General features: G+C 59.1%; 13 protein-coding genes. 6 read left to right on the forward strand and 7 right to left on the reverse strand.

Annotated elements, in window-relative coordinates:
• Positions 1 to 40 precede the first annotated feature (40 nt).
• A complete protein-coding gene (locus tag IEX01_RS10665) occupies positions 41 to 607 on the forward strand; it encodes a sterol desaturase family protein (RefSeq protein WP_188723817.1) in 567 nt (188 codons plus the stop codon).
• Here IEX01_RS10665 and crtB read toward each other — a convergent pair.
• The 7 genes from crtB to IEX01_RS10700 form a co-directional block, all read right to left on the reverse strand.
• Complete coding sequence (gene crtB, locus IEX01_RS10670) at positions 513 to 1,439, reverse strand: 15-cis-phytoene synthase CrtB (protein WP_024559003.1); 927 nt, start codon at positions 1,437 to 1,439, stop codon at positions 513 to 515. The two genes, IEX01_RS10665 and crtB, sit on opposite strands and share 95 nt — an antisense overlap.
• A complete protein-coding gene (locus tag IEX01_RS10675; RefSeq protein ID WP_024559004.1) occupies positions 1,436 to 2,917 on the reverse strand; it encodes a phytoene desaturase in 1,482 nt (493 codons plus the stop codon). The genes crtB and IEX01_RS10675 overlap by 4 nt, the downstream gene beginning before the upstream one ends.
• 8 nt (positions 2,918 to 2,925) lie before the next feature.
• Positions 2,926 to 4,092, reverse strand: coding sequence for a lycopene beta-cyclase CrtY (gene crtY, locus IEX01_RS10680; RefSeq protein ID WP_188723818.1), 1,167 nt, complete (start codon positions 4,090 to 4,092; stop codon positions 2,926 to 2,928).
• Entirely contained in the window at positions 4,089 to 5,348 is a 1,260-nt protein-coding gene (locus IEX01_RS10685) for a glycosyltransferase (RefSeq protein WP_024559006.1), read from the reverse strand. Before IEX01_RS10685 ends, crtY begins: the two co-directional genes overlap by 4 nt.
• Complete coding sequence (fni, locus tag IEX01_RS10690) at positions 5,345 to 6,385, reverse strand: type 2 isopentenyl-diphosphate Delta-isomerase (protein WP_188723819.1); 1,041 nt, start codon at positions 6,383 to 6,385, stop codon at positions 5,345 to 5,347. The genes IEX01_RS10685 and fni overlap by 4 nt, the downstream gene beginning before the upstream one ends.
• 50 nt (positions 6,386 to 6,435) lie before the next feature.
• Positions 6,436 to 7,374, reverse strand: coding sequence for a polyprenyl synthetase family protein (locus IEX01_RS10695; protein WP_024558884.1), 939 nt, complete (start codon positions 7,372 to 7,374; stop codon positions 6,436 to 6,438).
• A 191-nt stretch (positions 7,375 to 7,565) separates the two neighbouring features.
• The gene (locus IEX01_RS10700) at positions 7,566 to 8,588 is read right to left on the reverse strand and encodes a LacI family DNA-binding transcriptional regulator (RefSeq protein ID WP_024558885.1); all 1,023 of its coding nucleotides are present in this window, start codon (positions 8,586 to 8,588) and stop codon (positions 7,566 to 7,568) included.
• A gap of 270 nt (positions 8,589 to 8,858) precedes the next feature.
• Here IEX01_RS10700 and IEX01_RS10705 point away from each other — a divergent pair, with 270 nt between their 5' ends.
• From IEX01_RS10705 to IEX01_RS10725, 5 genes are all read left to right on the forward strand, one after another.
• Positions 8,859 to 9,932: a cellulase family glycosylhydrolase gene (locus IEX01_RS10705; protein ID WP_188723820.1), complete on the forward strand. Its 1,074-nt coding sequence runs from the start codon at positions 8,859 to 8,861 to the stop codon at positions 9,930 to 9,932.
• A 219-nt stretch (positions 9,933 to 10,151) separates the two neighbouring features.
• Entirely contained in the window at positions 10,152 to 10,547 is a 396-nt protein-coding gene (locus IEX01_RS10710; protein WP_188723821.1) for a VOC family protein, read from the forward strand.
• 111 nt (positions 10,548 to 10,658) lie between these two features.
• Positions 10,659 to 11,141, forward strand: a complete 483-nt coding sequence (locus tag IEX01_RS10715) for a DinB family protein (protein WP_024560540.1) — start codon at positions 10,659 to 10,661, stop codon at positions 11,139 to 11,141.
• A gap of 120 nt (positions 11,142 to 11,261) precedes the next feature.
• Positions 11,262 to 11,513 (forward strand): hypothetical protein, encoded by a 252-nt coding sequence (locus IEX01_RS10720; RefSeq protein ID WP_024558890.1) that lies wholly within the window; start codon positions 11,262 to 11,264, stop codon positions 11,511 to 11,513.
• A 441-nt stretch (positions 11,514 to 11,954) separates the two neighbouring features.
• Positions 11,955 to 12,356, forward strand: coding sequence for a hypothetical protein (locus IEX01_RS10725; RefSeq protein WP_188723822.1), 402 nt, complete (start codon positions 11,955 to 11,957; stop codon positions 12,354 to 12,356).
• Positions 12,357 to 12,396: the final 40 nt, after the last annotated feature.

The following is a 12,396-nucleotide window of genomic DNA, read 5'->3' on the forward strand; positions in this document are numbered from 1 at the left end:
CATGCAGGGACTGCCTCTGGCGCACTGAACGGGAGAACGTATGCTTGTGCTGTGGAATACGCTTATCGTCATCACGACATTTTGCCTGATGGAGATAGTGGCGACGCTTGCCCATAAATACATCATGCACGGCTGGGGATGGGGCTGGCACCGTTCGCACCACGAGCCGCGCCACGGCTGGTTTGAGGTCAACGATCTCTACGCGGTGGTGTTCGCGCTGCTCGCCATCGTGCTGATCGCGTTGGGAACGGCGGGCTGGTGGCCGCTGCAATGGCTTGGCGCAGGCATGACGCTCTACGGGTTATTCTATTTCCTCGTGCACGACGGGCTGGTGCACCGCCGCTGGCCGTTTAACTACATTCCGCGCCGCGGCTACCTTAAGCGGCTTTACCAGGCGCACCGGCTGCACCATGCGGTGAATGGCAAAGAGGGGTGCGTCTCCTTCGGTTTTCTCTACGCGGCGAAGCCGGAAGCGTTGCAGGCGGAGCTGCGCCGCCGTCACGGACGCAAACCTAAAGCGGGCGCCGCCAGAGCCCGGCGGGACGGGAAACCTGTCGCGCAGAGCGAGAGCCGAGCGCAAGACCTGCCGCCGAAATCAGCAGAGTGAGTTTTCTGGCTTTGCTGGTGCCCTGCCGCCGGTCCCAGGCCCGCGGCCCCGCTTTTACCACGTTCACGCCAATTTCCCGGTACACGCTGCGGGCGGTGGCGATGGCCCACGCCGAGCGCAGCGGCAGCGCGCCCAGGCCCGCTTTCGCCGAGCGGTAATAAGGCTCCGCTTCTTCCACCAGACGGCGGGCAATCAAGGCAAGCCGTTGCCGGTTCTCCGGCGCGGCGAAATTCTGCTGCGTCAGCCCCGCGTCGTGCAGCCAGCGGGCGGGCAGGTAGCAGCGCCCGTTCCGGGCGTCCTCCACAATATCGCGCGCAATGTTGGTAAGCTGGAACGCCAGCCCCAGGTCGCAGGCCTGGTCCAGCGCCGCCTCGTCGCGCACGCCCATCACCCGCGCCATCATCAGCCCCACGACGCCCGCCACGTGGTAGCAGTAGCGCAGCGTGTCTTCAATCGTTTCGTAACGCTCGCCGCGCACGTCCATGGCGAAGCCTTCGATGTGGTCCAGCGCCTGCCGCTCGGGAATGGCGTGGGCAAGCGCCACCTCCTGAAAGGCGGCGAAGGCCGGGTCGCTCATCCGCTCGCCCCGGTAAGCGCGACGGGTCAGGCGCTGGAGTTCCGCCAGGCGCTGTTCAATGCTCGCCTCTGCGACGGCGCCTGAGGCGAACCCCAGCGTCTGGTCATCTATCACGTCATCGCAGTGGCGGCACCAGGTATAGAGCATCAGCACGCTGCGGCGGGTTTCAGCGTCGAACAGTTTCGCCGCCGTGTTAAAGCTTTTTGAGCCCGCCGCCATGGTCTGGGTGGCGTGGTTTAACAGCGGTTGATTCATTTCGCCAGCGCCTCCAGCATGAGCCCCGCCGTGGCTTTCGCCGAGCCGATCACGCCGGGCACGCCAGCGCCTGGATGGGTGCCTGCGCCAACGAGGTAAAGGTTAGCGAAGTGCGCGTCGCGGTTGTGCGGGCGAAACCAGGCGCTCTGGGTCAGCAGCGGCTCGATGGAAAAGGCGGAGCCTACATGGGCGTCGAGCTGGTCACGAAAATCAAACGGCGTAAAGATGCGGTGCGTCACCAGCTGGTCGCGCAGGCCTGGCATGTAGCGCTGCTCCAGGTAATCGAAAATACGCTCGCGCAGGCGCGGGCCTTCCACCGCCCAGTCGATGTCGGCGCGGCCCAGGTGCGGCACCGGCGCCAGCACGTAATAGCTGCCGCAGCCGGGCGGCGCGAGAGAAGGGTCAGTTACGCAAGGGGCGTGCAGATAAAGCGAGAAATCATCGGCCAGCCGGTCGCTGTTAAAAATTTCATGAATCAGCGCCTTATAACGCGGGCCGAAACAGACGGTGTGGTGCGCAAGCTGGGTATGCTGTTTATTGAGGCCGAAATAGAGCACGAACAGCGAGTTGCTCATTCGCTTGCGCTTAAGCTTGTTGGCGCGCTGCGCCCCGGCGGGGTGGTGGCCGAGCAGCTTCTGGTAGGTATTGATAACGTCAGCGTTAGACGCGACGGCTGAGGCCGGAAAGGTGCGGCCATCCTCCAGCGTCACGCCAGTCACCCGCGAACCGGCAGCCTCGATGCGTTTTACCTTCGCGTTCAGCACCAGCTCGCCGCCGAGATCTTCAAACAGGCGCACCAGCCCCTGCACCAGCGCGCCGGTGCCGCCGCGGGCGAACCAGACGCCCCATTCCCGCTCCAGCGCGTGGATAAGCGTGTAGATAGAGGAGGTAGCGAAGGGGTTGCCGCCTACCAGCAGCGAATGAAACGAGAACGCCTGGCGTAAATAGTCATCTTCGATAAACTTCGATACCACGCCATACACGCTGCGCCAGGCCTGAAGCCGCGCCAGCTGCGGGCCCGCTTTCATCATGTCGCGAAACGAGAGAAACGGCACCGTGCCAAGCTTCAGGTAGCCCTCTTTAAACACCGCCTGCGAATAGGCGAGAAACTGACGGTAACCTTCCACATCCTTTGGGTTAAAGCGCGTAATTTGCGCCTCAAGCTTCTGCTGGTCGTTGTCGTAATCCAGCACCTTGCCCGACTCCCAGCAGAGGCGATAAAAGGGCGTGACCGGCAGCAACTCAACATAATCGGCCATCTTTTTGCCCGCCAGCGTGAAGAGCTCTTCTATCGCGCTCGGGTCGGTGATGACCGTCGGGCCGGCGTCGAATTTAAATCCCTGGTCTTCGTAGACGTAGGCGCGTCCGCCGGGCTTGTCGCGCTGCTCCAGCAACAGCGTGGGGATGCCCGCTGCCTGTAGCCGGATGGCTAACGCCAGGCCGCCAAAACCGGCGCCTATCACAATTGTCTTTTCCATTATCGTCCTCATCGTCCTCGTTGCCGCAGCGGTTGTTTAAGTATCGCCAGCATCGCCTCGCCGACGGGCACCGGCGGTTTGCCGCTGAGAAGTCGCGCCATATCGGCGGGCGTGAGCCGCCCGGCGTAGAAGCGGGCGATAAGCCCGTCGCTCAGGCCATAAAAACGCGCCATCACCCGCCAGCGTTGCTCAGGCCGCCCGGCGAGAAACAGCATGCGGTTAAGCAGGCGAAAGAAGCGTTGCCGCCGCCACTGCTTCTGCGCGTGGCTGGCGATAAGCGCGTAAAGCGAGGGGTGCGAAAAATCGGTTTGCCAGGCGAGCAGGTCGGCAAGCTGCGCCGACTGCGGCAATGAATAGCCCGTCGTGGCGTGAAACAGCCCGGCGCGCAGGCCACTGCAGGGCTGGCCCGCTTTGCTGCGCCAGAAAGCGCGAGGGTTGCCGGCAAGCGTAATGGGCAGGCAGCCGCGCTCCTCCCGTTGCAGGCTCTCCAGCCGCCAGCCCTGGGCGGCGGCATAGGCGTGAATATTGGCCCGCGCCTGCGCCTGGTTTATCTCCGGGTGGTCGGTGTAGTACGTGTCTTCAATCAACAGCGTGTCAGGCGAAAGCGGCAGGGTATAGACGAAGCGATAACCCTGCTGCTGGTCGACCGTGGCGTCCATCAGGATGGGGTGCTCAAGGCCGTGGGGGGCTGAGAGCCGCCACTGCTGGCCGATAAACGCCTGGTAACCGCAAGCGATATGGTCATCCAGCAGCGGGCCGCGGCCGTCGATAACCGCGCGGGCGGTGAGCCGCTCGCCGTTATCCAGCGCCACTTCGTCGGGCGCCACGCGAATAACCGATACGTTGCAGCGCAGCGCCGCGTGAAGCTTCTGGCGAAGCTGATGGGCGAAATGGTCGGAAGTGATAGTCAGGTAGCCGCCCGGCAGCGTGCGCTCACGGTCAGGAAAGCGCACGTCGTAACCCTGCCAGCGGTGCGCCACCAGCGGCGAGATCCAGGCGAGTTGCTCCGGCGTGAGGTCCTGTTCGTGGAAAGACCAGGTGTGGTTGCCGCCCGCCTGCGGCCCGGCTTCGAGAAGCAAGACCTTAAGGTGCGGCTGGCGCTGGTGAAGACGCCAGGCGATAAGCCCGTTCGCCAGTCCCGCGCCCACCAGAATCACATCCCATTGTGGCTTCATAGCGTCTCCTTCGTACCGCCCAGCGCCGCTTCGGTAAGCGTGGCGGCAAGCGTCACGCCGCCTGCGCGCTTCAGATCCTCGCGAACCTCGGCGAGCCGCTGACGGTAGCGCGGCTCCGTCAGCACCTTTTGCAGCTGGCGGGCAAGCGTGTCGCGGGTGGCGAAGCGGGAAACGCGCTCGCCAATGCCGCTGTAGACGACCCGCGCCGCCACGCCGGGTTGATCGAAGGCTATCGGCAGCGCGAGGATCGGCGTATTGCCCGTCACCGCATCCAGCACGGTATTAAAGCCGCCGTGGGTGATAACGGCCTGCGCTTCGCGAATGATGGCGGGCTGATCGGCGAAATCGACCACCTGGCTTGCGCCGAGCGCGCGCAGCTTCTCCTCCTGCGCGGCGGTCAGCCCGCCGCAATGGGCTATCACCAGTTCTGCGCCAAGCCGCCGACAGGCGCGGGTTATCTTTTTAAACAGCCCGAAACGGTGGCCCTGAAGCGTACCCAGCGAGGCGAAAACTAGCGGCGCGGCGGCGCGGCGCGCCTCTGACGGTTCGCTCGCGGCGGGCGGGCGCAGCGGCCCAACGGCGTGAAAACAGGCCGGCAACCGCTGTCGGGGAAAATCGAGCGACGGCAGCGTCTGGCTGATTTGCGCCCGGGGCGAAAGCCACTCATGCAGCCCGCGCCGCGGCGCAAGGCCCAGCTCTTCGGCATGGCGCGCCAGCACCGCATTCTGGCGGCGCATCATCCAGTCGTGGATGCGTTCGCTCGCCTGATAGGTGCGGCGCGCCCGCTCGCTGGCGGCATAATCAAAAGGCATTACCGGTAGCGGCAGCCCCGGCTCGCGATTTACCGGCAGGGCGCAGGCGACCGAGACAAACGGCAGCCCGGCGGCCTCCGCCGCCAGCGCGCCCGCCGGCTCCATCTGGTCGACAATCAGTCCGTCCACCTCCAGCGTTTTTAGCGCGTCGGGCAGCTCCCGGCAGAGCATATCGGTAATGCCCGCCAGGTTGTTGATAAGGCGAAAGAGCGAGAGGCCGTTCGGGCGCGCCAGCAGGCGCAGCGATCGCGGCAGGCTGCCGGGGCCGTGCGTATGTTCGCCCACGGCGTAAAAGGCGAGACGCGGGTCGCCCAGCAGGGGGCGCGCTTCGCTCTGATGAATAAAGGTGATGCGATGGCCACGCTCCACAAGCGCGACGGCCAGCGCCTCCAGCGCCTTCACGTGGCTGTAAAAGGGCGGGGCGATAACGGCGTAATGGCTCATGCGTCCCGCGATACCGCAATCAGCGGCGCGGCGCGCAGCGCCACCAGGTCCGCGCTGCCGGTACAAAAGCAGGTTACCCGCAGCTGTTCAATCAGCACCTCGAAATGGTCGATAACGGCTTGCGCCGAAGTGTTGGCGCTGCCGAGCACCGCCGCCGCCTGGCCCACCAGATGGGCGCCGAGACGCAGCGCCTTAGCGGCCTCGATGCCGTTGGTAATACCGCCGGAGGCGATAAGCGGGGTATCGGGCAGCGCGTCGTGCAGGTCGCGCAGCGCCTGCGCAGTGGGAATACCCCAGTCGGCAAACGCCATGGCGATGGCCCGCTGGCGCGGGGTGGCGGCGCGTTCGCCCTCCACCGCAGCCCAGCTGGTGCCGCCTGCGCCCGCAACGTCCAGCATCGCGACGCCCGCATCGACCAGCTGTTTGGCGACCGGCAGCGAAAGCCCGGCGCCGACCTCTTTCACCACCACCGGCACGCCAAGCGCGTCGACCGTCTGGCGAATGGCCGCCAGCACCCCGCGCCAGTCGCGGTCGCCGCCGTTTTGCAGGGCTTCCTGAAGCGGGTTGAGGTGAATAATCAGCGCGTCCGCTTCAATCATCTCCACCGCCCGGCGCGCGTAAGCCACGCCGCCGGGGCCTGCGATTTGCGCTGCCCCGAGGTTCGCCAGCAGCGGGATATCCGGCGCGACGCGGCGCAGCTCGCCCGTCAGGCCAAAATCGTTCTGCGCTTCCAGCGCCACGCGCTGCGAGCCGACGCCCATCGCCAGCCCCAGCGTTTGCGCCGCCTGGGCCAGATGCTGGTTGATATGCTGCGCCCGCTGCGCGCCGCCGGTCATGGAGCTAATCAGCACCGGCGCCTTCAGCGTTTTGCCAAACAGCATGGTTTCAAGGTTAACGCTGTCGAGATCGAGTTCCGGCAGGGCGCAGTGTTCAAAACGCCAGCGTTCCAGGCCGGTAGTCGCTTTGTTGGTCGCCCGCAAGGGGTCAAGAACGATATCCAGATGATCGTTCTTGCGTTGGATGAGTTCTTCCTTCATGACTGCTCCGGTAGGGTTACGTCGTTATTATCATGACTGAGCGGCATAGTTTACCGCTGGCAGAGCGGAGGAGCCGTCATAAAGGCAGGGTGAACCGCCAGCTGCTGGTTGAACCAGCTGTGCATAAACTGCTGGGTCGCCGCGCCATGGCTGCAAACAAACGCCAGATGCTCGTCGGCGCGGCGCAGGTGTTCGCGCAGGCGCTGGTGCACGCGGTCGTTGCCAAGCACGGAGACCAGCGTGGATTTCCCTGCATCTTTGTTCATGTCCTTACCGGTGGTGGCGAGGCCGTCGATAAGGTCGTCAAGCAACTGAAACGCCTGGCCGAAATCAAGCGCGAAGCTGCGAAGGCGGTTGCGCGCCGCGACGGAGGCGTTGGCGGCGATGGCCGCTAACTGCAACGAGGCGCTGAACAGCACGCCGGTTTTGAGATCGTTAGTGGTGTGAATCGCCTCGGTGCTGCGCGGCTCACAGCCTTCACGCAGGTCCTGATACTGCCCTTTCACCAGCCCCTGAGTGCCGACGGCTGCGGAAAGTTCGCTCACCGCCTGGGCGCGTCCGGCGTCTGACAATCCTTCTGCCGACGAGACCACGCCGAACGCCTTGCTGAGCAGCGCGACTGCGGCGAGGATTGCCACGTTCTCGCCAAATTTGCGGTGGATGGTCGGGCGACCGCGGCGCATCGCGGCGTTATCCATACAGGGGATATCGTCAAGCGTCAGCGAGGCGGCGTGGATCATCTCTACGGCGCAGGCGAGGTCGAGCAGGCCGGGATGGGCGGGTGCGCAGCCTAAGTCGCGCGCCGCCAGCAGCATCAGAAGAGGGCGGATGCGTTTGCCTGGCGCAAGCGTCGCGTCGCGCATCGCTTGCGTCACCAGATCGTTTTCTTCCGTCTGCGGCAGCAGCGAATCCAGACGGTTTTCAATAGTTTTGCGCATACTCTGCAGTTCGCAGTCATGGCGTAAGGCTTCGTCGGGGGTGCCTGTCATCGTCGCGGCTCCTGAACTGAGGCATGGCTGTGGTTATGTCCATAAACGTAGTCGCAAGCTTGTACAATTTCCATTTTCCTGGATAACTTTACAGCCCGAAGCCGCTGAACTTTAATGAGAAAGTGCCAGCTAATGTGGAGGTATCAGTCTCTGTCCGTTTGCGCAAAAGCTTTTTCTGGCAGGTGAGAACGTTACAACGCCGGGCGGCGCGGCCGTAGCGAGGACTGGCGGACAATTAATTCGCCTTCCACTTTCATGATTTTATCCAGCAGCGGTTGCCGTCGGGTCAGGGTTAACAGGGTGGTGAGCGCCATTTTTCCCATCTCCCGATAAGATAAATCCACCGTGCTGAGTTCCGGAATTAATTCTGGCGACAGGCTCTGGTTATTGTAGCCAATCACGGCAATATCATGCGGAATGCGCAATCCCTTTGAGAGGATCGCCTGATAACAGCCCAGGGCAATATAATCGCTGCTGCAGAAAATGGCTTCCGGCGGCGGTGAAAAAGCGAGTAAATCCAGCGTCTTTTGATAAGCGGATTTTGGCGAAGGGCCGGTCGCCTGAATATAGCGATCGTCCGGGAAAATATCGTGGTTAATTAACGCCTGACGGTAGCCGTAAATACGATCGTTAGCCGTTTGATCTTCCCCGGTAAGAATAGCGATGCGTTGATAACCCTGCTGGAGCAAATGGCGGGTGGCTTTATAGGCGCCGATTTTATCGGCGGGTAAAATACAGGGAAGATCGGGACGCTCCGGGCAATAGCCGTTCAGCAACACCACGGGAATAGAGAGATTGGCGAACAAGGGCGGCAGCAGCGCGGTGAAGCAGGAGGCGAATATCAGCCCCTGATAGCCGCCGCGGCGGATTTCCTCTTCCAGCGCCGCACAGTGCGCCGGCTCGTTTTTCATATCAAAAATAGCCAGTAGCTTGTTGTGCTGCCACGCCGCCTGCTGGGCGGAGTAGATGGCTTCGCTGAACGGTTCGCTGTTAATTAATCCGTTAAAGATAAACGCGATTTTGTCTATGGCGCTGACGCGGGCCAACGCTTTATGCACGTAACCCATTTCCCGGGCGATGCGCGCAACTTTCTCCCGCGTCGCTTCCGAAAGCTTTACGCTCTGCGAACCGTTTAAAATAAGGGAAACGGTAGATTGCGACACGCCGGAGCGGGCCGCAATATGGCGCATAGTGACTTTAGTTTTTTGACTCATAGTTTACGGGCGGCGACAAAAATGCATCTTTTTAATAGTAGCACCCGCTTATTACGCCTGTTTTTAAAATAACTTCGCTATTAACCGCTTACGGTTATTTTACTGCGCCCCGGTGAAGCAGTTTCGGGACGCTTAATTTATTGAAATAACGTGCTTTAATTCAGCGCAAAAATAATGTGCTGTGGATCTGGTTTATTTACAGGAGTGCTGGTAATTTATCCAGTAGCTAATATATTAGCTAATAAGGTCTTTCTTGAGGAGGCCTGCATCATGCGTAAGTGGTCTGTAGAAAAAGCGTGGAACTGGCATGCGCAACAGGGATGGCTGCGCGGGTTCAACTACCTGCCGCGCACGGCGGTGAACTGGACAGAAATGTGGCAGCGGGAGACGTTCGACCCGGCCTGCATCGCCCAGGAGCTGCAGTGGGCCAAAGCCATCGGCTTTAACAGTCTGCGCACCAACCTGCCTTTTATTGTCTGGGAGCACGATCGCGACGGGCTTATCGACCGCATCGGCCAATTCCTTGAAATTTGTCACCAGAACGACATCCGCGTGATGCTGACGCTGATGGACGACTGCGGTTTTTCCGGCGAACATCCGTTCCTCGGCCAGCAAAAGCTGCCGGTGCCCGGCGTGCACAACAGCCAGGCGGCGGCAAGCCCGGGGCGCAACATCGTGATGCAGCCTGCGCTGTGGGGGCTGGTTGAGCGCTATATCAAAGATATCGTCGGCCATTTCGGCCAGCACAAGACGCTTATCGTCTGGGACCTTTATAACGAGCCCACCAACCGCATGATCTTCACGCCGTCCGGGCAGACCACCTTCGACCCGGCGCTGGAGCGGCGCAGCCATCGCCTGATGGTGCTGGCGTTCCGCTGGGCGCGGGAGATGAAGCCGCAGCAGCCGTTAACCGTCGGCGCCTGGCATATCGCCGCAGGCCAGGACCCGGCGCTGCCGGTCTATTCGCACCCGACGGACCAGCGCGCGCTGGCGCTCTCGGACATTATTTCATTCCACGCCTACGTGCCGCTGGCGCAGCTTCACCAGGCCATTGCTTACCTGCGACAGTTTAAGCGCCCCTTGCTGTGCACCGAATGGATGGCGCGCCATGCGGCCTCGGTAATGCACGAACAGCTGCCGCTGTTTAAAGCGCAGGGCATCGGCTGCTGGCAGTGGGGGCTGGTAAAAGGGCGCACCCAGACCTGGCTGCCGTGGCCTGGCCTTGCCACCATCGACGCCGGCGCGCCGCCCCGCTGGTTTCACGACCTGCTGGACGAAACCGGCGCGGCCTTTGATGAAACGGAAACGGCGCTGATTAAACAGCTGGCGGCTGAAGGCGGCTAAGCGGGCGCTTCGCCGCGATTCCTCACGCCGTTCAGAAAATAAAAAAGCGTTGCTGCAGGTGAAGGTGGAAAGGTGCGAAGGGAAATAATGACGGCGCGAGATTAATAAGATAATGAACAGACACGGCGGTTTTTTTAGCGCTGAAGGCTCCTGCGGACAAATATAAAAAGGCGGCGAGGTTATATTTCCTTGCATGCTTTTCTGTTACAGGAGTTTTTAATGCGCTTCATGCATATGCGTATTGCGAGACCGGTCGCCAACCCGGAAGCCGCCTTTCAGTGTTATTCCCGCGGCCTGGGCTTTGAGCGCCTTGGGGATTTTACCGACCATGATGGCTTTAGCGGCATTATGATGGGGCATGCCGCGTTGCCATGGCATATTGAATTAACCACCTGCCTGCGCCACCCCGTTAAACCTGCGCCCACAGAAGAAGATTTACTGGTGTTCTATTACCCGGAGAGGGCCGCGTGGCAGCGCGTATGCGAAGAACTCGAAGAGACCGGTTTTACGCCCGTCGCCTCTTTCAATCCGTACTGGGATAAAAACGGGAAAACTTTTGTCGACCCTGACGGTTACCGCCTCGTGATTCAGAACCAGTGCTGGCCGCAGAAATAGCCTGGTTTTTATTTCCTTATTCCATCACCTCAGGTAGAAAATGAGCAGAAGGGCGTTATTGTGTTGATGCCTGAAAAAGCCCCCCTTCAGGGAAAAATGAAAAGGACTGCAATGAATAAAGATAACCTAATCACCTTGTTCCGGTACAAACGTTGGGCGGACGCTGAAACGCTGGCAGCGATTAGCCGGGTTGAAGAAAATTACAAAGAAAAACGCCATTTAATGCTCAGGCTGATGAACCATATCTACGTGGTCGACAGAATTTTTATCGCCAACCTTTCTGGTCAGGCTCATGGTTATACTGCGCTGAACACGCCGGAAACGCCTGACTGCGCTACGCTGAAAGCGGCTATGGCGGACGCAACGGAGGGGTTTATTGATTACATTACAGCCCTGCCCGAAACAACATTGATGGATACCGTCCGCTTTCGTTTTGTTGATGGCGGGGCGGGCGAAATGAAAATAATCGACATGCTTAATCATGTGCTTTTTCACGGCACTTATCACCGCGGCGCCGTGGGCTGGCTGCTTTCAGAAGCGAAGCAAACGCCGCCAAAAGATGTAATGACGGTTTTCCTGAGAGATCACAACTAAACTTTTCCGCCTCTGCGGCGGCTTAAAAGTAAATAAACGGCATGGCTGCGCTTTTCAAAACGCGGCCCGGCCTGCAGGATAAATAGTGCTGAATAAGATAATAAACGGGTCAGCTACGCCATGAGCAAAACGCAACTTCGGTTACTCTACTTTATCACCGTGATTATTTATGTTGTTCTTATTCCCTGGCTGATGTTTCATTTCATCCCGCCGGTTTATCTGGTGCTGCTGGGCTTTCTGGTTAGCTTTGGGCAGACGTTTGATCTGATGCTTTCGCTGCTGGTTTTTATGGCGCTCTTTTCCGCGGGGCTCGCTTGCCTGACGGTTTATATGTTTAAGCAATGGTATGCCTCTTCGCGCCCTGAGAAATAGGCGCTGGCGAATGGAGATGGTGCGCCTGCCATCTCCCGTATGTTTGTTATTGCGTTTTCCTTTCGCTGTTAAAGTAGCCTTACAAACTTCTGGGGTAGGAATTTGAGTTACTACTTGCTGTTAAAAGAATAAATAACCTCAATCATTATCAACACCCTGAAATTACCTGCCTCGTCAACATTGTAATAAAAACCGTTTAGGGGAAATGAAGGGCCTGCTTGTATTTGTATATTCATGCGGATTATAAGTTAAGGTTAATCATAAGAGAAAATTAAATTGTTCCTGTTTTACGTGGTGAAAATAGGGGCTTTTGCGTCTTCTCCACGCTCGTGGAGGTGTTTCTTTGTTGGGCAGCCTGGTGCTGTGTTGGAAGATAGTTCAAACGTAAGACATGAAAAATTCAACGCAATAAGCATGGGGGTGTCTGCGTTATAGAAACAGTTGGAGTTATACCTGGGTCACGGAATAGATACCATAGATAAAATATTTGGGGTTTATTTTGATGATAACAAACCGGAGTATAAAGCCGTTGTATCTAAAGCTTTAGGAACAGCCTTGCATGATAAATTTGATAGTGGAAATAAAGAACAGGTTACTCGCTTAATGAGAGGTATCATCACTATGGAAAATGCGCCTCATGGAAAATTAATCTCTGATGAAGAGGCAAGACCAGCTGGAGATGCTAGCCATCTAGCTGTGACAGCCATAAGACGTGGAGCAAATTCTGACTACTTCGCCAATAACACTTCCGCACAAGCTGTTACGAAAGTTGATGTCAATGTGAGTATTAATAGTGATACCGCAAAAGCAAATATTGCGATAAATAATAAAGCTATTAAATAGAAAGATGTGAGATTAGTTGTGGTAGTAACACACATAACAC

This window comes from Franconibacter daqui, assembly GCF_014644275.1.
GTDB lineage: Bacteria > Pseudomonadota > Gammaproteobacteria > Enterobacterales > Enterobacteriaceae > Franconibacter > Franconibacter pulveris.

What these genes read in the sequence shown, in the direction of transcription:
- IEX01_RS10700 (WP_024558885.1), bottom strand. Translation starts at nt 8,588, where the DNA reads ATGAGTCAAAAAACTAAAGTCACTATGCGCCATATTGCGGCCCGCTCC.
- IEX01_RS10665 (WP_188723817.1), top strand. Translation starts at nt 41, where the DNA reads ATGCTTGTGCTGTGGAATACGCTTATCGTCATCACGACATTTTGCCTG.
- IEX01_RS10695 (WP_024558884.1), bottom strand. Translation starts at nt 7,374, where the DNA reads ATGACAGGCACCCCCGACGAAGCCTTACGCCATGACTGCGAACTGCAG.
- IEX01_RS10720 (WP_024558890.1), top strand. Translation starts at nt 11,262, where the DNA reads ATGAGCAAAACGCAACTTCGGTTACTCTACTTTATCACCGTGATTATT.
- IEX01_RS10715 (WP_024560540.1), top strand. Translation starts at nt 10,659, where the DNA reads ATGAATAAAGATAACCTAATCACCTTGTTCCGGTACAAACGTTGGGCG.
- IEX01_RS10685 (WP_024559006.1), bottom strand. Translation starts at nt 5,348, where the DNA reads ATGAGCCATTACGCCGTTATCGCCCCGCCCTTTTACAGCCACGTGAAG.
- IEX01_RS10675 (WP_024559004.1), bottom strand. Translation starts at nt 2,917, where the DNA reads ATGGAAAAGACAATTGTGATAGGCGCCGGTTTTGGCGGCCTGGCGTTA.
- crtB (WP_024559003.1), bottom strand. Translation starts at nt 1,439, where the DNA reads ATGAATCAACCGCTGTTAAACCACGCCACCCAGACCATGGCGGCGGGC.
- fni (WP_188723819.1), bottom strand. Translation starts at nt 6,385, where the DNA reads ATGAAGGAAGAACTCATCCAACGCAAGAACGATCATCTGGATATCGTT.
- crtY (WP_188723818.1), bottom strand. Translation starts at nt 4,092, where the DNA reads ATGAAGCCACAATGGGATGTGATTCTGGTGGGCGCGGGACTGGCGAAC.
- IEX01_RS10710 (WP_188723821.1), top strand. Translation starts at nt 10,152, where the DNA reads ATGCGCTTCATGCATATGCGTATTGCGAGACCGGTCGCCAACCCGGAA.
- IEX01_RS10705 (WP_188723820.1), top strand. Translation starts at nt 8,859, where the DNA reads ATGCGTAAGTGGTCTGTAGAAAAAGCGTGGAACTGGCATGCGCAACAG.